Here is a 23,649-nt window from a genome sequence, read left to right on the forward strand (position 1 = left end):
TTCCAGTAAAAACGATTCCGCTTTTACGTCCGGACAATGCGTAAAAACAAAGACATAGAGAAGGATCAAGACCGATGAAAATCGCCATCGACCCCCACATGCACCGTTTCACCAGCCTCGATGCGCTGCCCGCCAAGGTGAAGGAGCTTGGCTTCGACTGGATCGAACTCAGCCCCCGCGCCGATTTCCTCGAATGGTTCAAGGCGCCGCGTGTCTTTCCCGAGCGCATCAGGTCTTTCAAAAAGGCGCTGAAGGACGCCGATGTCGGCATCGCTGCGCTGCTGCCGATGTATCGCTGGGCTTCCAATGACGAGACCGAACGGCAGGCGGCGGTGAAACACTGGAAGCGGGCCATCGAGATCGCCATCGACCTGGAGGTCGACACGATGAACTCCGAATTCGGCCGCGGACCGCATCCCGACAAGGGTTCATGTTATTGCTGCCATACCGGCTCGATGATTGAGGCCTGCGAGGATGCCTGGTGGCGCTCGATGGAAGAACTGGTGCCGATCTTCGAACGTGAAAACATCAACCTGCATGTCGAGCCGCATCCGGAAGACTGGTGTGAGACGCTGCAGCCGGCGCTCGACATCATCCGCACCGTCAATTCGAAAAACGTCAAATTCCTCTATTGCGCGCCGCACACCTTCTATTTCGGTGACGACACCAAGGCGATGCTGCGCGAAGCGAAGGATGTGCTCGCCCATGTGCATGTCGGCGACACCTTCAACCACAAGGCCAGCTCCGGGCTTCGTTATATCCTCAACCCGCCGGGCACGCAGGCGCGGGTGCACCAGCATCTCAATATCGGACAGGGTGAAGTGCCATGGGACGAGTTCTTCAGCACACTCGCCGAAATCGGTTTCGACGGCATCATGACCTCCTGCGTCTTCGCCTGGGAGGACAGGGCCGATGAATCGAGCCGGTTCATGCGCAGCAAGATGCAGGACTATATCGACCTCTATTTCAAGAAATAACGCGGCAAACCGGCGCTGAAGCTGAGGCGGACCAAGCCTCCGGCCACGGCCATTGGCAACATCAAATGGAAAGACGACTGACATGATCAATGGAGAAAGACTGATTTCACGCCCGCTGCGCTGGGCCATGGTGGGCGGCGGACGCACGGGACAGGTGGGCTACAAGCACCGCACCGGCGCCCTGCGCGACGGCAACTACCAGCTCGTCGCCGGCGCATTCGACCTCGATGCCGAAAGAGGCCGTGACTTCGGCGTCAATCTCGGCGTGGCGGCGGAACGCTGCTATGCGGATTACAAGGCGCTGATTGCCGGTGAAACGGCACGCGAAGACGGTGTTGATGTCGTCTCCATCGCCACCCCCAATTTCACCCACTATGAAATCACCAAAGCCTGCCTTGAGGCCGGGCTGCATGTCATCTGCGAAAAACCGCTGTTCTTCACCGTGGCGGAATGCGACGAGGTGGCGCGGCTGGCCGAACAGAAGGGCCTGATCGTCGGCGTTACCTATGGTTTTACCGGGCACCCGCTCGTCCACCAGATGGCGGCCATGGTCAAGAAGGAAATGCTGGGCGACATCCGCATCGTCGACCTGCAATATACTCACGGCTTTAATGCCGGTGACGATGTGGGCGCGGGCGAGGCCGTCAAATGGCGCACCAATCCCCGCACCGCCGGCCCGACCTTCGTGCTGGGCGATATCGGCACGCATCTTTATTATCTCTCGGAAGTCGTGCTGCCGCATATGAAGGTGGAACGCCTGCTTTGCGACCGCAAGGCTTTCATCCCCACCCGCGCGCCGCTGGAGGACCACGCCACCGTTCTGATGCACTACGACAACGGCGCACGCGGCCGTCTCTGGGTCTCCTCCGTCAATGCTGGCAATATGGGATCGCAGCGTTACCGCTTTGTCGGCTCCAAAGCCTCGCTCGAATGGTCCGATTCCCATCCCGACCAGCTGATCTACGAAGTTCAGGGCGAACCCGGCCGCATCCTGCATCACGGCATGCCCTATCTGGAACAGGAAAGCCTCGCCATCGACCGCATGGGCGCGTTGCATACCGAAGGTCTCGGCGATAGCTGGTCGAACATCTATCTCTGGATCGCCCAGGCTATCGACGCGGCAAATCGCGGTGACAGGGCTTTTCTGAAAACCCACCATTATCCCGGCATCACGGCCGGCACCGAAGGCGTTCGCTGGCTGGAAAACTGCGTCCGCTCGGCCGATGCCGGCGCCACCTGGGTCGATTTCGCATAACCAGTTTGGGGGCGCGCCGGACCACTCTCCCGTCCTCCTCTTCCTCAAGCGCGTCCCCATGCCTCTTCCGAAAGATGAAACGATGAAACTCGCAATTTGTACTGATGTCATGGCAAACTTGCCCTTCACCGATATGCTCGACAAATGTGTCGTGCTGGGCGTCGAGGGCATCGAGATGACCGGCGGCGGCTGGTCCAGCGGCCCGCATTTCCGCGCGGACGAACTTCTGGCGGACAGGGGGTTGCTCAAGTCCAAGCTGAAGGAAATCGAGGCCCGCGGCCTCGAAATCGCTGCGCTGAATTGCTCCGCCAATCCGCTCGATCCCGGCGACATGGGCAGGCGCCACTTTAAGGAGATGCAGGACACTGTCCGGCTGGCCGGAGAGATCGGCGTGACGAAGATCGTCACCATGTCCGGTCTGCCGGAGGCAGCGCCCGGCGATACGGTGCCGAACTGGCTCGTATACACCAAGAGTTGGCCGACCGAGATGCCGGAGCGCGACCGTTATCAATGGGAAGACCGCGCCTTCCCGCTCTGGCATGGGCTCGTGAAGCTCGCCAAGGAAGCCGGCGTTGAAAAATATGCGCTCGAGAATTTCTCGGCCATGCTCGTCTGGAACCCGGAAACCCTGTTTCGGCTGCGCAACGAGGTTGGCCCGGCGGTGGGCATGAATCTCGATCCGTCACACCTGATGTGGATGGGTGCCGATCCCATCGCCTCTGCCCGGGCACTCGGCGACGCTATCCACCATTGCCATGGCAAGGATACCCGCATCGAACGCGGGCTGGCGGATGTGAACGGCCTCCTGGAGCTGAAAGAGGTGACTGACGTCGCCAATCGCAGCTGGAACTATGTGGCTGTCGGCGCCGGCCGCGATCTGCAATGGTGGAAGGAGTTCTTCTCCGTCGTGCGCATGGCCGGCTACAACGGCTGGGTGAGCCTCGAAATGGAGGATTTCACCATGTCCACCGAGGCGGGCATCCAGTCCTCCATCGACGCCCTGCAAGCGACCATCAGCCGCTGAGACGAGCTCCCGGGCCGCAGAATGCGGCCCGGCACCGATCGCACTACGAGGATGCCATGACCAACCCGATCACCATCACCACCGCCCCCTGCTGCTGGGGCGTCGATGACGTCAAAAACCCCCATCTGCCCCATTGGGAAAAGGTGCTGGATGAGGCGAAGGCTGCCGGTTTCGGTGGTCTGGAACTTGGCCCCTACGGCTATCTGCCGCTTGATCTCAAACGCGTTTCACAGGCGCTGGACGAGCGCGACCTGAAGATCGTTGCCGGCACGATCTTCGACGATCTGGTCTCACCTGACAACCGCGACAACCTGCTACGCCAGACCGACGATATCTGCGCGCTGATCACCCGCCTGCCGAAGCCGGAAACCCATGCCGGCCAGCGTTTTCCCGCCCCCTATCTGACGGTGATGGACTGGGGCCATGACGAACGCGATTATACCGCCGGTCATTCCGGCCGCGCGCCGCGCCTCGATGCAACGGCGTGGCAGGGCATGGTCGAAAACATCCGCGCCATTGCAACGCTTGCCCGCGACACATACGGCGTGCGCGCCACCATCCATCCCCATGCCGGCGGCTACATCGAATTTGCAGACGAGTTGCAACAGATCGTCGAAGACATTCCCGCCGAACTCGCGGGTCTCTGCCTCGATACCGGCCATATGGCCTATTCCGGCATGGATCCCATCGCCACGCTTCGCCGCTATTGGGACCGTGTCGACTATATTCATTTCAAGGATATCGACGCTGCTGTTTTCAAGGTAGTGATGGCAGAACACATCCGTTTCTTCGACGCCTGTGCCAAGGGTGTGATGTGCCCGATCGGTCGCGGCTCGATCGATTATCCGGCGATCCGCAGCCTGCTGACGGAACTCGGCTACGGCGGCTACATCACCATCGAACAGGAACGCGACCCGCGCAATGCCGGCAGCATTCTGAACGACCTTGCGGCCAGCAGGGTGTTTCTCGCAAAAACCGGTTTCTGAACCATACGAGGTACAGTCATTGCATTTTCCGAAGAGACAGACCGACGCATTATGTAACGGTAACAATGGTCGATAGCCGGCCCGAAACGCGAGGCGATGCCAGCACATAAAATGCCCGAGCCTCGAACGGAGACATTCATCCGTCACATCCGTGTAAAAGCCGCATTGGAAGATCGCAGGACAATTTCACCTCCGTTGACAGCATATACTGTCGAACCTAAGGTGCGCGCCCACAAGTTGAGCGATCATTTCCTTTGTATTTTCATGGTGATACGATGATGACCCGCCGTCAGGCCCTGCTGTTTGCCGCTGCGGCCACCGCCGGCCTTTCGGCCTCGCACCACCGGGGCCGGGCGACAGGCCCGTCGGCCCGTGCCGCCGGTTTTTGGTATCCTGAGGAAACGGAACCGCATGAACGCACCTTCATGCAGTGGCCGGCAAACCCCGCCATACACGACGATCCCGATTTCCTTGAGGATCTTCAGAAATCCATCGCGAAAATCGCCAACACCATCGCGGAATTCGAGCCGGTCGTGATGCTGGCCGCAGCGCAACACCATGGCGCGATCCGCAAACAGGCGTCAGACAAGGTCGAATTATGGGACGTTCCCACAGATGATCTGTGGTGCCGCGATTCCGGGCCATCCTTTGTTGTGGATGGCAAGGGCGGGCTCGCCATCACGCAGTTCAACTTCAACGGCTGGGGTAACAAGCAAACCCATAATGCCGACGGAAAGATTGCCGCGCGGATAGCCGAACGCATGGGCCTTCCGGTTTTTGACGCAGGCCTGGTGGGCGAGGCTGGCGGGGTTGAGACCGACGGCCACGGCACGCTGATCGCCCATGAAAGCAGCTTCGTCAATATCAACCGCAACCGGAGCAACAAGACCGAAATCGAACGGATGCTGCTCGACACGATGGGCGCACGCAAGATGGTGTGGGCACCCGGAATCATCGGCGCCGACATCACCGACTACCACATCGACGCGCTGGTCCGTTTCGTCAAGCCGGGGCAATTGCTGATCCAGATGGGAGACAAGATCGACCACGATGACCCGTGGTCGGTCGCCGCCTTCGAAACCCGCGATATTCTGGCTGCTGCCACAGACGCGGAAGGGCGCAAGCTCGACATGGTCATTTTGCCGGAACCCCACGATATCCGGGTCGACAGCGCCGATTTCGTGTCTTCCTACGTCAATTATTATGTTTGCAACGGCGCTGTGATCGCCGCCGAATTCGGCGACCGGGAAGCCGACGAGCGGGCCGCAGCCATTCTTGGCAAGCTGTATCCCGGCCGTGAGATCATCACATTAAATATCGACCCCGTGGGTGAGGTAGGCGGCGGCATCCACTGCGCCACCCATGAGCAACCCAAAGTCTGATCATTTGAGCCTCATGTGCTCATGACGGCCAGAACGTGCGGGAAGATCGAAACCGGCACAAAATGGCCTCGAAGTTTGAAATGACTTCGAGGCCATTCGACAATTCACTGGCAAGAACCGGCTCCGCGACCGTCAGGCTTCAACGGACTCGCGAACATCATCCAGCAGAAAGTGCACGATCACATAGGGTGTCGTGTATTTCTGACCACTATCGGACACGCTCTCGACGCTGCCACCATCGGAAGGATGCCATTTCTGGTAATGGGGGTTGTTGGCAATCAGCGTAATCGCCTTGCCCGAAAACCTGCCGTTCAGCCGATAGCGAGCCTCTGCGAGAGGCCAGATTTTCTCAAAGTACTGCTGACTGATACGGGCTTTCAAGGCCCTTCTGGATATCGTTTTTCCGGGCGAACCGTCATCATGTGCCGCCAATGGAATATGCAGATCAACCTCTTCCGCATCATCCAGCAGAAAGGCAAACTCGTCTGGCCACATCCGTCTCACGTATCACTCCTCCCAAAGCTTACCGTCCTACAGAACGGCCATGATAGCGCGTCTGTCGCGAGAGGCAATGGCGGAGAAGAACCTACGTGCCATCTCCCTCTGAACTGCCGGATCAATGCCGTATGATCTCCGGCTGATAATAGGGACACACATCGGATACCTTGATGCCGCATCGATCTTCATCAACGGAGGCTGCGGGTCTCTCAGCCCTGCTTCATGCAGTCCAGGAATATGGAAGCACCGGATATGCGACCACGGCCACTTTCGGCATCGGCTATCAAAGATAGCCTAAATTCAAAAACCTTCGGGAAACCTTGCCTGTCCCAGGCAAATTATGGCGGAGAGGGTGGGATTCGAACCCACGATACCCTTGCAGGTATGCCGCATTTCGAGTGCGGTGCATTCGACCACTCTGCCACCTCTCCGCATGCGCGAACGCTTGCGTTGCGCGCTCCTCTTAAACATCAATGGTCGGGCTGACAAGGGGAATTTCGTGTTTGTGTCACAAATTATTCGTCATGGAGGAGGCCGGGGAAGCACTGTGGAGTTTCGCTGTTTTCACCGCTTGTTTTTGACGTGACGCACACAGTGTTTTCCATGCGCCCCACATTCGGCGCCGGCATCACAGCCGCTGATAACGCCGCAGGATTTCCAGGATGCGGCCGTCCTGTTCCGGATCCGGCAGAAGGGCCGGCTGGCGGCTGGCGCCGACGGAGGGGTCCTGCAGATAGAGCGAGCGCTTGACCATGGCCGGTGCAAAACCGAGCGCATAGAGATCGGTACGGAAGGCCGCGTAGATCGCCTGCTGGCGTTCGGCCTCAGCGGTGTTACCGGTATTAAAAGCGCTGAGAATGCCGGCGAGTACATCCGGCAGGGCGTTGCCGAGGCCGGAGATGCAGCCGGCGGCGCCATTCTGCAACGACCAGAGAACGAGATGGTCCGGGCCGGAATAGACTTCGAAACCGGGCACCTCCCTTGCCACCTGAAGATAGGCCTCGAGCGTCTGCTGGGCACCGCCGGAATCCTTGATGCCGGCGATGTTGCCATGGGTCGCAAGTTTGCGCGCGGTTTCCGGTTCTATGTGGTTCTGGGTGCGGGCGGGAATGTCGTAGAGATAGACCGGTGTTTCGACAGCATCGGCCACTGTCGAGAAATGGCGGATCAGGCCATCCTGTGTGCAGGCGATGAAGAAGGGCGTGATGACGGCAATGCCGTCGACGCCGATACGGTCGAAAGCCTTGGCAAGCTGTATGGTCTCGAACGTGGCGGGCATGCCGGCATTGACGATGACTCTGGCGCGGCCCGCCACCTCGTCCACCACCTCTTCGGTCAGGCGGATTTTTTCCTCATGCGTCAGGGCGGTGAAATCACCATTGGTGCCGGCGCACATGATGTTGTTACCGGCAGCCACCTGGCGGCGCACCTGCGCGCGGGTCGCCTCGTAATTGATGGTTTCGTCCTCGTTGAAACAGGTGACGAGCGCGACGAAGGCTTGTTTGCTCATGAAAGAACTCCGCTTGAATTTCCGATGGCGTGACCGGCGGCAGCCGGATGACGCTGGGATTGCATGTCGGGGTCGGGATCGAGGCTGGCGGCGAGCAGCGCACGGGTATAGGCTTCGCGCGGCGCCTCGAAAACCTGTCGCACCGTGCCGAACTCCACCACCTCTCCCCGCTGCATGACCATGACGTGATCGGCAAAATCCCGTACCACCGGCAGGTCATGGGCAATGAAGATGAAGGAGAGGCCCATATCGCGGCGCAGCCTGTCGAGAAGCGTAATGACCTGCGCCTGAACCGAAACATCGAGCGCCGAGACCGCCTCATCACAGATGATGAGCTTCGGCTCCAGCGCCAGCGCACGGGCAATGGCGATCCTCTGGCGCTGGCCGCCGGAAAACTGGTGCGGATAACGGCGCATATGTTCCGGCGAAAGGCCGACCTGCTGTAGCAGCTCCGCGACCCGTTCGCGCCACTTCGTCTTCGGCAATATGTCCGGATGGATCACCCAGGCCTCAGAGATCAGCTGGAACACGGTCATGCGGGGATTGAGCGACTGGGTGGGATCCTGAAATACCATCTGCAGATCGCGCCTCAGAGCAAACAGTTCCGCTGGCGACAGCCTGAACAGATCCTGTCCTTTCCAGACGGCGCTGCCCGCATCCGGCTCGTCGAGCCGTAGCAGAATGCGTGCCAGCGTCGACTTGCCGGAACCGCTTTCGCCGACGACGGCGATAGTTTCGCCGGGCATAAGGTCAAAGGAAACGCCCTTCAGCGCTTCGAATGCACCATAACGCTTGCGCACGTCACGGACACTGAGCAGCGGTTCGCCCGCCGCTTTCGGCTCATGCATGTCGCCGCGCCCCGGCGCGGCATTGATGAGCTTGCGGGTATAGGGATGCTGCGGATTGCGATAAACCTCGCGCACGGCGCCAGCCTCCACCAGCACGCCTTTTTCCATCACCACCACCCGGTCGGCGATTTCGGCGACGACACCGAGATCGTGGGTAATGATGAGTACGGCCATGCCGGTTTCACGCTGCAATTCCTTGAGCAGCGAAAGCACCTCGGCCTGCACCGTCACGTCAAGCGCGGTGGTCGGTTCATCGGCAATCAGAAGATCGGGCCGCAACGCCAGTGCCATGGCGATCATCACACGCTGGCGCTGACCACCCGAAAATTCATGCGGATATTTCGAAAGCGACCGGTCGGGATCGGGAATGCCGACACGGGCCATGAGCCGCCTTGCCTCCGCCTCAGCTTCCGCCTTGCCCATGCCATGGGTCGTCATCGCCTCGCGGATCTGCCAGCCGACGGTATAGACCGGATTGAGATGGCTGAGCGGGTCCTGAAAGATCATGGCGATACGGCGGCCGTTGATCTCGCGGCGCGCCTCGTCCGGCATGGTCAGCAGGTCTTTGCCGTCGAGCAATATCCGACCGCCGCTGATGCGGCCGGGCGGCATATCGATGAGGTTCATGATGGCCGAGGACGACACCGACTTGCCCGAGCCGCTTTCGCCAAGGATCGCCAGCGTTTCACCACGGTCGATATGATAGGAAACGTCCTTCACCGCATGGACGACACCGCTTGCGGTGTGAAACTCCACGGAAAGGTTGCGCACGTCGAGAAGATGGTCAGCCATGCTTGCGGCCCTTCATTTCCAGCCGCCAGCGCTGCACGGGATCAAGCGCGATGCGCAGCCAGTTGGATAGCAGGTTGAGCGAGAGGGTGGTGAGAATGATGGCAAGCCCCGGCCAGAAAGACAGCCACCAGGCATTGGTGAGATATTGCCGTCCCTGCGAAATCATCAGGCCCCAGGTGATTTCAGGCGGCTGAATGCCGATACCGAGGAAGGACAGCGCGCTTTCCGCCAGCATCACATAGGCGAAATCGAGCGTTGCAAGCGTCGTCAGCGTTGGCAGCACCACAGGCAGGATGTGGCGGAACAGGATGCGTTTGCCCGATGCGCCCATGACGCGCGCCGCCTGCACGAACATGCGTTCGCGCACTTCCAGCACTTCCGCCCGGGTGGTGCGGATGTAAACCGGGATGCGGGTGATGGCGAGTACCAGCATCAGGTTGAGGATGGAGGAACCGAGCAGATAAAGCACGATGACCGCGATCAGCAGCGACGGGAAGGACATGATCACATCGGCAAGCCGCATGATGATCTGGCCGACGCGGTTGGAGGAAAAACCGGCGATCAGGCCAAGCACCGTGCCGGTGATGGCGGAGAGGAGGACGGCGCCGGCGGCGATCATCAGCGTATTTTGCGTGGCGGCGACGATGCGTGCGAGAAGTGAGCGGCCGAGCGCATCCGCCCCCAGCCAGAAATACCATTCGCGCTGCCAGTCGAACGGGGCAAGGTTGCGCCCGCGCAGGTTCTGTTTCGTCGCGAGATCGCCGAGCCAGGCCGGGCCGACAAAAGCGAGCACGACGATGACGACGAGAAAGATCGCGGCGCAGAGCGCGAATTTATCCGCCCACAACATGCGCAGCATGCGTGTTGCGAAGGACGGTTCATCGATGATCTCGGTATCGGCGTTCGAAAGGCTCATGGCGAACTGGCCTCCTCAGTGCCGGATGCGCGGATCGAGCAGCGCATAGGCGATGTCGATCAGAAGGTTCATCAGGAAGATGGCGAGCGCGGTCACGAGAATGGCGGCCAGCACGACATTGAAATCCCGCTGAAGAATGGAATCTATCATCAGCTTGCCGACACCGGGAAACCCGAAGATGGTTTCAACGATGACTGCGCCATTGAGAAGGCTCGCGGCCTGATCGCCGATCACCGTGATGACCGGCAGCATGGCGTTGCGCAAGGCGTGGATGAAGATGATCGGCCCAGATCTCACACCCTTGGCCCGCGCCGTCTTGACGTAGGCGGAAGACAAGGCACCGATCATCGAGCCGCGCACCACCTGCACGATGATACCGAAGGGCCGCACGAACAGCACCGAGATCGGCAAGATCCAGTGCAGCACCGATCCCGTGCCTGATGTGGGCAACCAGGCGAGATTGACGGAAAAGACGACGATCGCCACGATGGCCAGCCAGAAATCCGGAACCGAAGCCCCGATCAACGAAACGGTCGAGGCCATGCGGTCGAAAAAACCGCCGGAGCGGAAAGCCGCAAGCGAACCGACAACGATGGCCGCCGCTGTGACCAGCGACATGGTGATGACCGCAAGCCAGAGCGTCCAGTTGAAAGCCTCCAGCACCACATCCAGTGCCGGCCGGGCTTTTCTGAGCGATTCTCCCAGATCTCCGGTCATCACATCGCCTGCATAACGCAGGAACTGCACCATCAGTGGATCATTCAGCCCGTGCAGCGCACGAAACTGCTGTTTCAGTTCCTCCGACGCTTCCACCGGCAGAAACAACGCAGCCGGGTCTCCCGTCAGACGGGAGAGGAAGAAAACCATCACGATGAGGCCGATCAGGGAGATCAGGCTCGCAACGGAACGTTTTCGGATGAAACTCAGCATGGTTGACTCCGGGTTTTCAACGCAGGCGGCGAAGCTCTCGCCCCGCCGCCGCTTTTTGGCAGATCAAGACACCGGCTTATTTGATGCCGATTTCCGAAAGCTGCAGCATCGAGTTGGTGGCGATGGTGGGCTTGAAATCCAGCCGTTCCGAAACACGGGAGAAACCGACCATGTGGAACAGCAGCACATCCGCCACCACGTCATCATGCAGGTAGGCGATGAGTTCGGACCAGAGCTTGGCACGTTCGTCACCCACGGCTGCGGAGGCACGTTCGATCAGATCATCCACCTTGGGGTCCGAGAAGCCGGACTGCGTGCCCTTGGTGGCATATTTGAAGAACATGGTGAAAGACGGATCGCCCTTGGAATTATCGTGCATCGCAGCGACGATCTGCGGTCCGCGGCCTTCCTTGAAGGGCTTGGAATAATAGCTCTCGTGCTCGGCCACTTCCACGAACTTCAGATCGATCTTGAAGCCGACATCCTGCAATTGCTGCTGAATCGCCTCCATGATCTCCGTGACATTCGGGAAGTTTGCCGTGCGCGCGATGATGGTGATCGGCGTATCCACCTTCACACCGGCAGCCTTGGCTTCCTCGAGCAGTTTCTTTGCGCCTTCGGGGTCGTACGGGAAAACCTTGACGTCAGGGTTCCAGCCAAGCGTAGTCGGCGGAACGAGCGCTGTCGCCAGCACCGCGCCCTCGGGAACCAGCGTGCCGAGGAAAGCCTGACGGTCGATGGCAAGGTTGAGCGCGCGGCGCACCCGCACGTCGTTCAGCGGCGCGATGTTGTGATCAAGGCGCATATAGACCGTTTCACTGTCGAGATAGGAAAAGTCGGTCTTCGGATTTGTCGCGTCGAGCTGGGAAATGGAGGGCGAAAGATCGGCCTCCCCCGTTTGCACCATGGCGGCGCGTACCGAAGGATCGGCGCGGAAGAGATAGGTCGCTTCCGTCACCTGCGGCTTCGCGCCCCAATAATCATCGCGCGCGGTCAGAACGATCTGCTGGCCGGGCGTCCAGTTGGTCAGCTTGTAGGGCCCGGTACCAACCGGCTCGCGGATGAATTCCATCTTGGTTTCTTCCGGAACGATGGTGACCAGCGACATCAGGAGCGGCAGGATGGGCTGGGCCGGCTCCGTCTTGAAATCGATCGTATAGTCGTCGACAACCGAAGGCGTCACCGTCATGCCACCAAAATAGCGGCGGGATTCGCAGGCATTCTTGTCGCTCATGATGCGCTCGAAGCTGTGCTTCACATCCTTGGCGTCAAAACCCGTACCATCTGAAAACTTCACGCCGTGACGCAGGTGGAAACGCCAGCTGCCGTCCGCGTTCTGCTCCCATTTTTCGGCAAGGCGTGGCTGAACGCCGTTCTTGCCGCGCACATCAAGCTCGGTCAGCGTCTCGCTGACATTTTCCATGATGATACGGCCGATATTGGAGCGGGTAGCCATGCAGGGCTCCAGCAGGTCCGCCTCTTCCGCCAGCACGATCTTGATCGGCCCCGATGCCGCAAACGCCGGCGAAACCGCGGCGCTGAGGGAACCCAAAACAAGGGCGCCCGCAATCAATGACTTCTTCATTCCGTTCTCCTCCCAGATCAGAAATTCAGCAACATGGCGGCGTGCCGCAAGGGGTTTTAAGAAAAGCCCCGCCTCCCGCATCGAGGAGCATGGCATGCGGATGATTGTTTCCTCCACCCGTGAACAGAGCATCGGCGCTATCACATTTTTTGTCAATTTATTTTTCGTAAGCATTTTTTATTGGCGGCAATATAACAAATTTTATCATTTTAAAACAGATAATTAGGCAAAACAATCAAAAGCTCAAAGGTCCGATTTCTATTGAAATAAACTTGACAACTTTTCGAATATGTCATTTTCATCAGACCAAGAGGAGACCACGATGACCCCTGATGACATCGCTCATGCCATGACCGGAGCCATCCGCACCACGTCAGAAAACCGGCAGGAAGCGCTGCTGCCGTCGCCGATGATCCAGAACCATGCAAGCTTTCTGCACCTGGCTGATGACGGCGCCCTGCTGTGCGCGTGGTTCGGCGGCACGCTGGAAGGAAAATCGGATATTTCGATCTTCGCTTCCGTGTTGATGCCCGGCGCGACAAGCTGGGGCGCACCACAGCGCCTGAGCCACGACCCTGCCCATTCCGAACAGAACCCGGTTCTTTTCACTGCGCCGGATGGTGCCCTGTGGCTGTTTCACACCGCCCAGCCATCCGGCAATCAGGACGAATGCCGCATTCGCATGGCACGGGTTACCCGTGATACGACGGCCCCGGAAAAGCTCGTCTCCGAAGAGGGGCGTTTTCTCGATCTTCCGAAGGGCTGCTTCATTCGCGCGCCGCTGCGCATTCGTGATGATGGCGCCTGGCTGTTGCCGATCTTCCGCTGCATCCAGCGCCCCGGCCAGAAATGGAACGGCAGCCACGACACCGCAGCACTTGGCATATCCAAGGACAATGGCCTGACATGGCAATTGCAGGAGCTGGAAAATTCGACCGGCTGCGTGCATATGAGTCCGGTTTCCGGCGGTGATGCACGCTACTCCGCCTTCTTCCGCCGTCGTCAGGCCGATTTCGTCTACCGCACGGAAAGCACCGATGGCGGCCGCTCCTGGTCGAAGCCGCTGGCGACCGACGTGCCGAACAATAATTCCTCCATCGCCGCAATCAGGCTCGGTGACGGCAGACTGGCGATGATCTGCAACCCCGTCAGCGCCGCGCAATCAAGCGACCGGCGCGCCTCGCTTTATGACGAACTGGGAGAGGATGACGGCAGGCCGGATGCCGATCCGAGTGGCGGATGCGTGCCTGTCTGGGGCGTGCCGCGCGCACCGGTCTCCATCTGCCTCTCCGATGACGATGGGCGCAGCTTCCCCACCCACATCCTGATCGAAGACGGGCCGGGCACCTGCCTGTCGAACGATTCGACCGATGGCCGCAATCTGGAAATGTCCTATCCGTGGCTTCTGGAAGCGCCGGACGGTACGCTGCACGCAAGTTACACCTATCATCGCCGCGCAATCAAATATGTCCGGCTGGCGCCCGGCTGGGCCGTGGTCAAGGACGAGGGAAAAAGATGAGCAACATCATTGGTATAACCATGGGAGATCCCTGCGGCGTGGGCCCTGAGATCACCGTCAGGGCGCTGGCTGAGATGTCCGTGCCTGACCGGGCCGCGACGCGGATCTACGGCAACCTCGCAACGCTTCAGGCAGCGCGGGATGCGCTCGGCGTTGATATGGACCTTGTCCCCCATGTCGTCGATCTGCCTGTTGAGGGCGCACCACTTGCCTGGGGGACACTGTCGCCGGTGGCCGGAGACGCCGCTTTCCGTTTCATCGAAAAGGCCGTTCGCGATGCCGAGGCGGGCGAAATCGGCTGCATCGTCACCGCGCCGATCAACAAGGAGGCGCTTAACCTTGCCGGCCACCATTATGACGGCCACACCGGCATGTTGCGCAGCCTCACCGGCTCTTCGGCCGCCTATATGCTGCTCGCCTCCGAACGGCTGAAGGTCATTCACGTCTCGACCCATGTGTCGCTGCAGGATGCCATTCGTCGGGCAACAACCGAACGAGTGCTGGCGACCATTCGCGCCGGCAACGCCCATCTGAAACGCATCGGTTACGAGCAGCCGCGCATCGCGGTTGCCGGCATCAATCCGCATTGCGGTGAGAACGGCCTGTTCGGCACCGAAGATGACGATCAGATCGCGCCTGCGATTGCTGCCGCCCGTGCAGAAGGCATCGACGTGCAGGGACCGATTTCCGCCGATACCGTATTTCACCGGGCCTATTCGGGCGCTTTCGATCTCGTTGTCGCGCAATATCACGATCAGGGCCATATCCCGATCAAGCTGGTCGCCTTCGATACCGCCGTCAATGTCTCGGTCGATCTGCCGATAGACCGCACTTCCGTCGACCATGGCACGGCCTTCGACATTGCCGGCAAGGGCATCGCCAATCACGGCAACATGAATGAGGCCATCGCCTATGCGCGCAAGCTGGTAGCGGGCAAGAGCGCGAAAGGATAAAAACCCATGTCCACAGCTCCCATTCTCATCCACCAGCCACGCAGGCTTGCTGTCGGCGCCGGCACTATCGCGCAGGTTGGCGCCTTCGCCGGAAAAACCGCCTCGACCCTGGTGGTCGCCACGCCGCTGACGGCGAAATTCGTCGACCGTCTGCAATTGCAGGGTCCATTCACGGTCTTCGATGCCATTCCCGGCGAGCCGGATACCGCAACACTGGATGCAGCGCTGACGGCAGCACGCGCGGCCAAACCCGACCTCGTCATCGGCCTTGGCGGCGGCTCGGTGATGGATGTGGCAAAGCTGGTCGCCGCATTGTGGAATTCAGACCAGATGCTTGAGGATGTGGCCGGACCGAACAGGGTCGCTGGCCGCAATACCCGACTTGTGCAGATCGCCACCACCGCCGGCACCGGCTCGGAAGCCGGCATCCGCTCGCTCATCACCGACCCCATAAAGGGCAACAAGATCGCGGTCGAAAGCCCGTTTCTGATTGCGGATTTCGCCGTGCTCGATCCGGAACTCACCTATTCCGTGCCATCAGCCGTGACGGCGGCGACGGGGGTGGATGCCATGGCCCATTGCGTGGAAGCCTTCACCAACCGCAAGGCTCACCCGATGATCGACGGGTTTGCCCGCATGGGCTTTGCGCTGGTCGGCAAATATCTGGCGCGCGCCGTTCGCGATGGCGGAGATACACAAGCCCGGGAGGGAATGATGCTCGCCTCCTATTATGGCGGCATCTGCCTCGGTCCGGTCAATACGGCCGCCGGCCATGCCATCGCCTATCCGCTCGGCACGCTTCTCAACCTGCCGCACGGACTGGCGAATGCCATCGTCTTTCCGCATGTTCTGGCTTTCAACCAGCCCGCGGTTTCGGCAAAAACGGCGGAGGTGGCGGATGCGCTCGGCCTTCGCGAACACCTTGCGTCTGATGACCTGCGCAAGGCGGCGACGGATTTCTGCGCCGGGCTCGGCATCGAAATGTCGCTGGCAAAACACGGAGCGACCGAGACCGATCTTCCCCGTTATGCCGAGGACGCGCATGCAATCCGCCGGCTGATGGACAATAATCCGGTCGATATGAGCCTTGAGGACGTGCTTGGCATCTATCGCCGCGCCTTTTGAGCGACGGCATCCGGTGCGCGGTCACGCGCATCCGGCCAGATCCTCCTTAATCCGCGTGCGAGGACTCGAAAAGGCGATCGCGCGATCCCGTCAAATGCTGGAGCATCAGCTGCCGGGCCGCCTCCGCATCCCCATCCGCAATCGCCTTCGCAATCGCCTCATGTTCGGCAAAAACGCGTGTCAGACCGGATGCCTCGCGCTTGACCGACATGCCGTGGAATTTCATGCCCATCGCGATATGATCTTTCAGAGCTTCCATCGCGGTGGAGAAATAACTGTTCCTCGCCGCCCGGGCGATGGCGAGGTGAAACTGGTAATCGGCATCCTCGCGGTGGGACTGGCGATTGGTGGCATCCCGCATCAACTCAAGCGCCTTCCTGATCGCCGCAAGCCTCTCGCCATCATGCCGCAATGCAGCGGCAGCAGCAGCAGCCGGTTCCAGCGTCAGCCGGAATTCGTAACAATTCAGCAGATCCGCGACATTTTCCAGCTGTCCGAAGCCGAGTGGCTCGCGCAGGCCGAAGGCCCGCACATAGCTGCCGGAACCCCTGCGGGAATAAATGAACCCCTGCTCGCGCAACCGCCGCAACGCCTCGCGCACGACCGGTCTCGACACTTCGAATTCCATGGCGAGTTCATGCTCGGTCGGCAACCGTTCATCCGGTTTGTAGGCGCCGGATTTGATCGCCCGGTGCATTCTCTCGAAAATAATGTCCGGAAGTGCCTTGCGCGCCGTTTCTTTCATCAGCCCCATCTGATCAGTTCTCTCCAGCACCATTTTCGCCAAGCATCATTTTCGCAATGCGTTTCAACGTGTCAGCTTGCCCAAAACCGCCGGACTTCGCAATGATACATTGGTCGCCGGACCAGCCGACGCCGAGACCCGGCAGGCATTCACCGGCAAGGCGCAGACGCGTAACGCCCATGGCGCGCAACACGGCTTCCGCGGTCGCCCCACCCGACAGAAGCAGCCGGGCCGCACCATCCGTCAAGCGCGGCACGACGCCTTCCGCCAGATGGCGTGAAACCGCAAGCGGAGACACTTCTTCCGCCCCGTCCGTCGCCTGAACGAGCATAAGGTTGGAGCCATCCCCGGCGTGGCGGGGCACAACACCATTTGGCGCCTCTGCAATCGAAACAGATGCAATATTCTTCAGCACCTCAATTTGCTCCAGCGTGATCGGATCACGAGAACCGATGACAAAAAGCCCCTTGCCGGGGGGAATAACAGCCGCCTCAGCAACAGCCTGCGCCGTCATCGTCTCCGCAAGCGCTTCGGCAAGCCCACGCGCGCCGACCAGAAGATCGACTCCTTCCGCCTGTGCCGCGATGAGAGCTTTTCTGACATCCGCCTGTGTATGCGTATCGGGTATCGTGCAACGGTCGGCATGACCGCCAAGCTTCCCATGAACGGGAATGGCGGTTTCGACGCCGAAACCGGACACGGCTCCCCCAGTGACCACACGCCCGAAATCGGGAATGGCGGGCGCGACAAGCGCCTGCCTATAGGAAATCGCATCCATCTCGGCTGCAACATGCCCTTTCAGCCGGGAATCGATCTTCTTGAAAAGGAATGTACCGGCCGGAACCAGCCCCATCAGTTCCCGCGTACGGCGGCAGGCTTCATCCGCCTCGCCATCGCGGCAGCCAAGATTGACGCCGAGAACGGCAGGCCCATTCGCCAGCGCTGCGCGCACGCCATCCAGCCCGATTGCGACTTCCGTCACCAGGCCACGCCCGGCAAAGGGAGCGGTCGCATCGAGCGCACCGGTCAGGTCATCGGCAAAAATCAACAGCACGGACAGGGCCTTCAAAAAAGTTGTAATGTTTTACCTCAATAAATTTATTTATAATCAATAGATAAATGGATGTGAATAACAAAAATGATCCCATGGATGATGGCGTCGGCCATCCAGCGCAAACAGCCCGCAGGATGAAAGCCGAATTCGAAAGTTAGGGATAAAATGGAAACCTTGCCCGCCCGCGCATGGCTGCGGGTAAAGAAGATGATGAGCGGGGGCCGCTAAAGCATTTCCAGTAAAAGTGCGTCACGGTTTTACACTCGGAAAATGCGAAAAAACAAAAGGCTGGAGCACGTCTGATGATTCCGTTTCAGACCGGACGAGCTCTAGACCAGCCGGAAAGGCAGTCCCGAAATAAGCGCTTTGACAAAGCGCTTCTTCTGAAAGCGTCCATTCAGTGAAACACGCGGTAATTGCGTTGGCTTTTCAAGGCTATGGGGGCCTAGAACTCCAGCCTGCGTGGTGACCGCCACGGAAAATCCGGCCTGAAGCACCGCCGTTGCCTCACGCTCCGCCACTGCCTTTGTCCAGCCATAGGGATAAGAAAAGGATTGGGGCCGACGACCGACGTAAGCCTCCACGCGGCGCGTCGATTCCTCTATTTCGTGGGCCAGACGCGCAGCATCTATCTTGCGCATGTTCACATGCGTCATGGTGTGCGCGCCGAAATGCACCAGCGGGTCCTGCGACAGCGCCCTGAGTTCGGCGGCGTCCATAACGAGTTCGTCCACAATCGAAACGGGATCGATACCATGCTGCCTCGCCGCGCGATCGATCCTTTCCACCGCCTCATCCTCGGCAAAGGTCTGCACAAAGTTTTCCAGGCGGGCGAATGCCTCCGCTTTCTGCGAGGAGGTGGCGGCTTCCACATGCTCAGTCCCCGCCCCGAAATCGAATTCGAACGACGCGGCCTTCTGTGTCAGCGCGGCGGCAGTTTCCCACCACAGGCTGCGCGTCCGCTCGACAAAACCCGGCGTGATGAAAATTGTGTAGGGAACGGCATATTTGCGGAAAATCGGTGCGGCATATTCGGCATTGTTGCGATAGCCGTCATCTAGCGTGAAGGCACAGAAAGACCGGCCTTCGCGATTGTCGGCAAGCAGCGTCGGCAGATCGTGCAGATGGACGGGAACGAGGCCACATTCGAGCGCGGCCTGTATCGCTTCTTCAAGAAATTGCGGCGTGACGGACAATTGTACATTGGGTGCGGACACCGAAACCGCCCGCCCCGGCCGCACATGGTGAAGCGTGAAGATCACTCCCCGCCCGGCAAGGGATGGAAATGCCGCGCGCACCGCCGGCAGGGCGCTCACCTCCAGCCCTGCCCGTATGGCCCCATATCTTGCGAGACGTTTCAGCGACGGCAAGAACGCCGTCGCGGATTGCCGTAACTTCAGACCGGGCAAAACCCGCTTTTTGACGACCCTCCACGCGGTCAGCGGAAGGTCGATCATGCCGGGAAGGGGATCGTTCAGCGCAAAAGCGGCCCAGCTTCGGATTCTGCCGAGCGAGGCAAGGTAGTCCCCCACATCCACCTTGCCGCGCCGGCTCAATGTGAAGGCCGCAACCGCATCCCGTACAAAATAGGACCACGAAACACCTTGCAGCACACTGCGGGGCTGGCTTACCGGCAGGTCATTGGCGGTCCGCCACAGCAATGCGCCGAGATCGATACCCGCAGCCGAACACAGGCCGAACCACGACCACGGACGCGGATTGACGTCGAGAAGTTTCAGCGCGCCATCCCTGCTATCGAACTTGAACTCCACCTCCACCAGTCCGCTATGACCGGCCGATTTTAGTATTGTCCGGGCCGCATCGATCGCCTGCTGGTTGTCGACAACCTCGACACAGGTACTGGTATAGCCGAAATCGACGGGATATTGCCGGGCGCGCCGGGCGGTGAACTCGGCAACCGGCTCGCCGTCCAGCCAGAGGGCCGCATAGGAAAACTGGCTCTCTCCCCCGCCGGGAATGAGTTCCTGCACCACGACATTGGCCGCGCCGATCTCTGCGCTTGCATCCAGGAAAGCGGTTTTCAAGGCCTGCCGGTCATCGGCACGAATGACCTTGGCCCGGGAAATCACGGTATTGCCGCCACCCATGTTCGGTTTGAGAATGACGGGAAACAGCACATCCAGCGTATCCACACCGTCGATCGATGTCAGCGCATAGGTCCGGGGAATACTGACGCCAAGCTCCACGGCGCGCTTATAGAGCAGCGGTTTTTCACACAGCCATTGCAGCGCGGTCCACTCCGGCAAAATGATCTTGTAGAGCGCGGACAGCTCCTCCCGATACTGCGAGACGAGCTGAACCTCGCCATCTCCCGACGGCACCAGCAGGCAGCCTTTCAGATGATATTTTGCGGCCATTTCCCGTAAAAACGGCAACGCCCCGCCATCGTGAGGCCCGGCCCAGCGGATCGTTTCCCGCACGAAACGCGACCAGCCGGGCAGGGGTGAATCATGAGTGAGGTAATAAACGGGGATATTGAGTGCGCCAAGGCTGCGGGCAAGGGCGAGCGTGCCGTGAGCGCCACCGACAATAACAACACCTGGAATGGTCACAGCCTGATCCCCGTCCTATTCCGTACCTTGATCGCAAAAATTGATAAATAAATTGGATATTTCTAAAGTAATGGGCGGCTGGCGGTCGAAGTGCCGGAGCGGAAGCGCATGCTGTTCTTTCAGGCATTCTTCACGCGCTTCGCAGTAGCCTTGAACGGAAACGGGAGCCCGCTCACGCCTCCTTGCGAACGGGGCGCGGCTCGCCATTATCGTCCACCGCGACCATGATGAAGACGGCTTCCGTGACCTTTTCGCGGGAATCCTGATAGTGCCTGCGGGTCCAGGCCTCGATCCTGAGCGTGACGGAGGTACGGCCAACCTTTTCGATCCGGGTGTAGACGCACAATGTGTCGCCGATCTTGACCGGTTTCTTGAAGACGATTTCATTGACCGCCACGGTGACGGTGCGGCCGCCGGCCACATCGTTGGCGCGAACGAAAGCGGCAAGGTCCATCTGCGACATGACCCAGCCGCCGAAAATATCACCGGCCGGATTGGCATCGGCAGGCATGGCAAGCGTTCTGAGCGTGAGTTCCATATCGGCGGGCGGTTGCTGGTCCATGTCTCAAAATCCTTTCACAAACCTCCCGCCGTCGGACTTAAACAACCGCGCCACCTCAGCCAATAGCCGATTTGTCGCGGCAGCCCCTCCAAAACAGCAAGGAATCACAAAGCAATCGTAAGCTTCGGTTAACCATGATGGGGCACGATTCCAAAAAACGCGAGGGCGTGCGAATGGCCTATGACTGGAGTGGAAACAACACGATACAGCAACGTTACGACCGCATCGTGCTGGTGGTCGCAGGCGTTATCGCCATCAGCGTGGCGACCGGAACCGTTGCCCTGAATTCACAAGCAGGCGCGGACACCACCATAAATCTCGCAAAACAGCAGCGCCTTAACCTGGAAAAGTGGCATTTGCGGCTTTAGCACCCGTGGTCAGGCGGAAGAGGAAACCAGCCTGACGACTATTGGGGCGTGACATCGCGCCTGTTGATATTCTCCTTCGGGGAGACGTGGTCGAGATGCGCCACGGCAGGAGAAAGAACCGAAAGAAAGGTCTCCGACCGACCGATATAGATGATTGCCGCACCGTCTATCCCGTTCAGGACCCCGGCCAGCGTATCCTGCGTCTGTTTCTCCAGCCCTTCCAGCAGATCGTCGATGACGACGAATTTCGGTTTCAGCAACAGGGCATTGGCGATCCTGATACTTGCCTGCTCGTCCGAATCCAGTTTCTTGTCCCAGCGGATATTTTCATCGAGACGGGAGGCCATGTCGCCAAGCCCGCATGCACCAAGCGCGGCGACATAATCTTCTTCCGCAAACCGCTGCGGCGCGCGGGGATAGGCCAGAATTTCCCGCAGTGAGCCTGTGGGCAGATAACCATGCTGGGCGATGAAAAGCGTATCGGACTGATCCGGCATTTCTATCCGGCCCTGCCCCCAGGGCCACAGACCCGCCATGGCGGCAAATAACAGCCGCCGGTTCACGCCCTGTTCACCATTGATCATGAGACGGTCGCCCGGGCCGATCTCAAGCTCGGCTTCACGCAGCCTGAACCCGCGCTCCACATCCTGCCCGCCCGCATCCCGGCAGATGATGACCGACTGCAGACGGATCCTCTCATTCTCCGCGCTCCGTTGCAGATCGATCGCCTGGCCATGCTGCTCGACGCTATCCATCTGGATCAGGGCGTTGCGGAATACCGAAACACGCTGCAACGTCGCCTTCCAGCTGGCGATCGGTCCGAAATTGTCGATGTACCAGCGCAGCGCCGTATTGACCTGATTGAAGGCGCCGACCGCCATCATCAATCCACCGAATGTGAGGTTGCCGGAAAAATAGACCGGGGCTGCGATGAGGATGGGCGCCACCACGGCCAGCCAGCCATAACCCGCCGACACCCATGTCAGATGCGTCAGCGCCATGGCCAGACCCCGGATAACCCCCAGCACCGCATCGATATCGATGCCGATCCGCCGCCTCTCGTTCTTTTCACCGCGCGCAAGCGCAATGGCGGCGAGATTTTCACTCGCACGCATCAGTGAAAAGCGCAGTTCCGCCTCTTTGGAATAACGCTCGGCGTTCAGCCCCACCAGCCGGTAACCGACAAGGTTGCTGAGCAACGAGGCAGAGCCGGCATAAAGGATCGCCGCCCAGACCATATATCCCGGAATCGCAACCGGACTGCCATTGATGGTGATGGCAAAACCGGCCGAGAGCGACCAGAGCACACCGATGAAACTGATGAGCAGGATCGTCGCATTCACGAGGCCAATGGAAAGCGCCGTGCTGCTTTCGGCAAGATTGCGGACATCGTCATGCAGCCGCTGGTCCGGGTTGATCGCAATGGTGCCGAAACCGGCGAGGCGGGCGGCCCGTCCGGGTTTCAGCCATTGATCCACCATATCCTTGGCAAGACCCTCGCGCATGTTCAGCGCCGTCATCTGATTGAGCCAGGTCTGGATGACATTGAGGAGCAGCAAGAGCCCGGCGATGATGGCGAAGACTTCAAGCTGATGAATAAAAGCGTCGAGATCGCGCCGTTCCAGCGCGTTGTAAAACGGCGCGTTCCATTCATTGAGCCTGATCTGTCCGTAAGCCGTCAGCAATATCACCGTGAGCAGTGCTATCGACAGGAATATCAGCCGGTTGCGCACCGGTGACGTCCAGAAGGCACGCCCCATCATGCGCAGCTGCGCCGGAAAATCGAGGTCGAAACCCGAAAGGTTAGCCGCGCTCTTGCGCTGATCGTCGGTCACCGTTGTTGCCATTCATTCCATTCCGAAACGTCAGTCGGCAAAGAAAGCGGGTCGCGATCCCGCGCCTTTCGATGCCAAGCAATAACACGCCGTTTCACCTTGTCCACAATCCCGGCAATATCTGAGGGGCGACAATTGAAAAGCCCGTACAATTCCTCGTGCGGGCAAATGGCGCGGCTTCAACCAACAATGCAATTGCCCCCGGAAATGAT

General features: G+C 59.7%; 20 protein-coding genes and 1 tRNA gene. 9 read left to right on the forward strand and 12 right to left on the reverse strand.

The genetic code is table 11. The features are described from left to right. Positions 1 to 74 precede the first annotated feature (74 nt). The 5 genes from N434_RS12855 (at position 75) to N434_RS12875 (ending at position 5,624) form a co-directional block, all read left to right on the forward strand. Positions 75 to 977 carry a sugar phosphate isomerase/epimerase family protein gene (locus tag N434_RS12855; RefSeq protein ID WP_110758182.1) on the forward strand — a complete coding sequence of 301 codons (903 nt, stop codon included), beginning with the start codon at positions 75 to 77 and terminating at the stop codon, positions 975 to 977. An 82-nt stretch (positions 978 to 1,059) separates the two neighbouring features. After that, positions 1,060 to 2,232, forward strand: coding sequence for a Gfo/Idh/MocA family protein (locus N434_RS12860; protein ID WP_110758183.1), 1,173 nt, complete (start codon positions 1,060 to 1,062; stop codon positions 2,230 to 2,232). 82 nt (positions 2,233 to 2,314) lie between these two features. Continuing rightward, entirely contained in the window at positions 2,315 to 3,256 is a 942-nt protein-coding gene (locus N434_RS12865; RefSeq protein ID WP_110758359.1) for a sugar phosphate isomerase/epimerase family protein, read from the forward strand. A gap of 56 nt (positions 3,257 to 3,312) precedes the next feature. Then, positions 3,313 to 4,242 carry a sugar phosphate isomerase/epimerase family protein gene (locus tag N434_RS12870; protein ID WP_110758185.1) on the forward strand — a complete coding sequence of 310 codons (930 nt, stop codon included), beginning with the start codon at positions 3,313 to 3,315 and terminating at the stop codon, positions 4,240 to 4,242. A gap of 278 nt (positions 4,243 to 4,520) precedes the next feature. Further along, positions 4,521 to 5,624 carry an agmatine deiminase family protein gene (locus N434_RS12875; RefSeq protein ID WP_353618473.1) on the forward strand — a complete coding sequence of 368 codons (1,104 nt, stop codon included), beginning with the start codon at positions 4,521 to 4,523 and terminating at the stop codon, positions 5,622 to 5,624. Positions 5,625 to 5,756: 132 nt separating this feature from the next. Here the strand turns inward: N434_RS12875 and N434_RS25795 are convergent, their stop codons facing one another. From N434_RS25795 to N434_RS12910, 7 genes are all read right to left on the reverse strand, one after another. After that, on the reverse strand, positions 5,757 to 6,119 hold the full coding sequence (locus tag N434_RS25795) for a hypothetical protein (RefSeq protein ID WP_181423966.1): 363 nt from the start codon (positions 6,117 to 6,119) through the stop codon (positions 5,757 to 5,759). Positions 6,120 to 6,463: 344 nt separating this feature from the next. Further along, positions 6,464 to 6,553: transfer RNA gene (locus N434_RS12885), tRNA-Ser, on the reverse strand. A gap of 197 nt (positions 6,554 to 6,750) precedes the next feature. Next, positions 6,751 to 7,632: a dihydrodipicolinate synthase family protein gene (locus N434_RS12890; protein WP_110758189.1), complete on the reverse strand. Its 882-nt coding sequence runs from the start codon at positions 7,630 to 7,632 to the stop codon at positions 6,751 to 6,753. Next, positions 7,629 to 9,272, reverse strand: coding sequence for an ABC transporter ATP-binding protein (locus N434_RS12895; protein WP_110758191.1), 1,644 nt, complete (start codon positions 9,270 to 9,272; stop codon positions 7,629 to 7,631). The genes N434_RS12890 and N434_RS12895 overlap by 4 nt, the downstream gene beginning before the upstream one ends. After that, entirely contained in the window at positions 9,265 to 10,188 is a 924-nt protein-coding gene (locus N434_RS12900; RefSeq protein ID WP_110758193.1) for an ABC transporter permease, read from the reverse strand. The genes N434_RS12895 and N434_RS12900 overlap by 8 nt, the downstream gene beginning before the upstream one ends. A gap of 15 nt (positions 10,189 to 10,203) precedes the next feature. Further along, complete coding sequence (locus N434_RS12905; RefSeq protein ID WP_110758194.1) at positions 10,204 to 11,118, reverse strand: ABC transporter permease; 915 nt, start codon at positions 11,116 to 11,118, stop codon at positions 10,204 to 10,206. Positions 11,119 to 11,194: 76 nt separating this feature from the next. Next, on the reverse strand, positions 11,195 to 12,703 hold the full coding sequence (locus N434_RS12910) for an ABC transporter substrate-binding protein (RefSeq protein ID WP_110758363.1): 1,509 nt from the start codon (positions 12,701 to 12,703) through the stop codon (positions 11,195 to 11,197). Between the two features lie 322 nt (positions 12,704 to 13,025). Here N434_RS12910 and N434_RS12915 point away from each other — a divergent pair, with 322 nt between their 5' ends. Genes N434_RS12915 through N434_RS12925 form a run of 3 tightly spaced genes read left to right on the forward strand, consistent with a single transcriptional unit; the run spans position 13,026 to position 16,300 of the window. Continuing rightward, the gene (locus tag N434_RS12915) at positions 13,026 to 14,222 is read left to right on the forward strand and encodes a sialidase family protein (RefSeq protein WP_110758196.1); all 1,197 of its coding nucleotides are present in this window, start codon (positions 13,026 to 13,028) and stop codon (positions 14,220 to 14,222) included. After that, positions 14,219 to 15,175 carry a 4-hydroxythreonine-4-phosphate dehydrogenase PdxA gene (gene pdxA / locus N434_RS12920; RefSeq protein ID WP_110758198.1) on the forward strand — a complete coding sequence of 319 codons (957 nt, stop codon included), beginning with the start codon at positions 14,219 to 14,221 and terminating at the stop codon, positions 15,173 to 15,175. Before N434_RS12915 ends, pdxA begins: the two co-directional genes overlap by 4 nt. A 6-nt stretch (positions 15,176 to 15,181) precedes the next feature. Next, positions 15,182 to 16,300, forward strand: a complete 1,119-nt coding sequence (locus N434_RS12925; RefSeq protein ID WP_110758200.1) for an iron-containing alcohol dehydrogenase — start codon at positions 15,182 to 15,184, stop codon at positions 16,298 to 16,300. Positions 16,301 to 16,346: 46 nt separating this feature from the next. Here N434_RS12925 and N434_RS12930 read toward each other — a convergent pair whose 3' ends face one another. From N434_RS12930 to N434_RS12945, 4 genes are all read right to left on the reverse strand, one after another. Beyond that, a complete protein-coding gene (locus N434_RS12930) occupies positions 16,347 to 17,054 on the reverse strand; it encodes a FadR/GntR family transcriptional regulator (protein ID WP_035260774.1) in 708 nt (235 codons plus the stop codon). Between the two features lie 4 nt (positions 17,055 to 17,058). Beyond that, entirely contained in the window at positions 17,059 to 18,099 is a 1,041-nt protein-coding gene (locus N434_RS12935; RefSeq protein WP_110758364.1) for a four-carbon acid sugar kinase family protein, read from the reverse strand. 329 nt (positions 18,100 to 18,428) lie between these two features. After that, positions 18,429 to 20,672 (reverse strand): polysaccharide deacetylase family protein, encoded by a 2,244-nt coding sequence (locus tag N434_RS12940; protein ID WP_110758202.1) that lies wholly within the window; start codon positions 20,670 to 20,672, stop codon positions 18,429 to 18,431. A gap of 172 nt (positions 20,673 to 20,844) precedes the next feature. Continuing rightward, positions 20,845 to 21,234: an acyl-CoA thioesterase gene (locus N434_RS12945; RefSeq protein WP_110758204.1), complete on the reverse strand. Its 390-nt coding sequence runs from the start codon at positions 21,232 to 21,234 to the stop codon at positions 20,845 to 20,847. Between the two features lie 173 nt (positions 21,235 to 21,407). Here N434_RS12945 and N434_RS12950 point away from each other — a divergent pair, with 173 nt between their 5' ends. Further along, positions 21,408 to 21,602 carry a hypothetical protein gene (locus N434_RS12950; protein ID WP_065117449.1) on the forward strand — a complete coding sequence of 65 codons (195 nt, stop codon included), beginning with the start codon at positions 21,408 to 21,410 and terminating at the stop codon, positions 21,600 to 21,602. A 38-nt stretch (positions 21,603 to 21,640) separates the two neighbouring features. Here N434_RS12950 and N434_RS12955 read toward each other — a convergent pair whose 3' ends face one another. Next, a complete protein-coding gene (locus tag N434_RS12955) occupies positions 21,641 to 23,449 on the reverse strand; it encodes an ABC transporter ATP-binding protein/permease (RefSeq protein ID WP_110758205.1) in 1,809 nt (602 codons plus the stop codon). Positions 23,450 to 23,649: the final 200 nt, after the last annotated feature.

Source organism: Rhizobium sp. UGM030330-04 (assembly GCF_003208455.1).
In the GTDB taxonomy this organism is placed as follows: Bacteria; Pseudomonadota; Alphaproteobacteria; order Rhizobiales; family Rhizobiaceae; genus Agrobacterium; species Agrobacterium rhizogenes_A.

Excerpts from the sequence above, each read along its gene's own strand:
- N434_RS12855 (WP_110758182.1), top strand. The coding sequence starts at position 75 with ATGAAAATCGCCATCGACCCCCACATGCACCGTTTCACCAGCCTCGAT.
- N434_RS12870 (WP_110758185.1), top strand. The coding sequence starts at position 3,313 with ATGACCAACCCGATCACCATCACCACCGCCCCCTGCTGCTGGGGCGTC.
- N434_RS12890 (WP_110758189.1), bottom strand. The coding sequence starts at position 7,632 with ATGAGCAAACAAGCCTTCGTCGCGCTCGTCACCTGTTTCAACGAGGAC.
- pdxA (WP_110758198.1), top strand. The coding sequence starts at position 14,219 with ATGAGCAACATCATTGGTATAACCATGGGAGATCCCTGCGGCGTGGGC.
- N434_RS12910 (WP_110758363.1), bottom strand. The coding sequence starts at position 12,703 with ATGAAGAAGTCATTGATTGCGGGCGCCCTTGTTTTGGGTTCCCTCAGC.
- N434_RS12915 (WP_110758196.1), top strand. The coding sequence starts at position 13,026 with ATGACCCCTGATGACATCGCTCATGCCATGACCGGAGCCATCCGCACC.
- N434_RS12950 (WP_065117449.1), top strand. The coding sequence starts at position 21,408 with ATGGCCTATGACTGGAGTGGAAACAACACGATACAGCAACGTTACGAC.
- N434_RS12895 (WP_110758191.1), bottom strand. The coding sequence starts at position 9,272 with ATGGCTGACCATCTTCTCGACGTGCGCAACCTTTCCGTGGAGTTTCAC.
- N434_RS12860 (WP_110758183.1), top strand. The coding sequence starts at position 1,060 with ATGATCAATGGAGAAAGACTGATTTCACGCCCGCTGCGCTGGGCCATG.
- N434_RS12955 (WP_110758205.1), bottom strand. The coding sequence starts at position 23,449 with ATGGCAACAACGGTGACCGACGATCAGCGCAAGAGCGCGGCTAACCTT.
- N434_RS25795 (WP_181423966.1), bottom strand. The coding sequence starts at position 6,119 with ATGTGGCCAGACGAGTTTGCCTTTCTGCTGGATGATGCGGAAGAGGTT.
- N434_RS12930 (WP_035260774.1), bottom strand. The coding sequence starts at position 17,054 with ATGGGGCTGATGAAAGAAACGGCGCGCAAGGCACTTCCGGACATTATT.
- N434_RS12925 (WP_110758200.1), top strand. The coding sequence starts at position 15,182 with ATGTCCACAGCTCCCATTCTCATCCACCAGCCACGCAGGCTTGCTGTC.
- N434_RS12945 (WP_110758204.1), bottom strand. The coding sequence starts at position 21,234 with ATGGACCAGCAACCGCCCGCCGATATGGAACTCACGCTCAGAACGCTT.
- N434_RS12900 (WP_110758193.1), bottom strand. The coding sequence starts at position 10,188 with ATGAGCCTTTCGAACGCCGATACCGAGATCATCGATGAACCGTCCTTC.
- N434_RS12875 (WP_353618473.1), top strand. The coding sequence starts at position 4,521 with ATGACCCGCCGTCAGGCCCTGCTGTTTGCCGCTGCGGCCACCGCCGGC.
- N434_RS12905 (WP_110758194.1), bottom strand. The coding sequence starts at position 11,118 with ATGCTGAGTTTCATCCGAAAACGTTCCGTTGCGAGCCTGATCTCCCTG.
- N434_RS12865 (WP_110758359.1), top strand. The coding sequence starts at position 2,315 with ATGAAACTCGCAATTTGTACTGATGTCATGGCAAACTTGCCCTTCACC.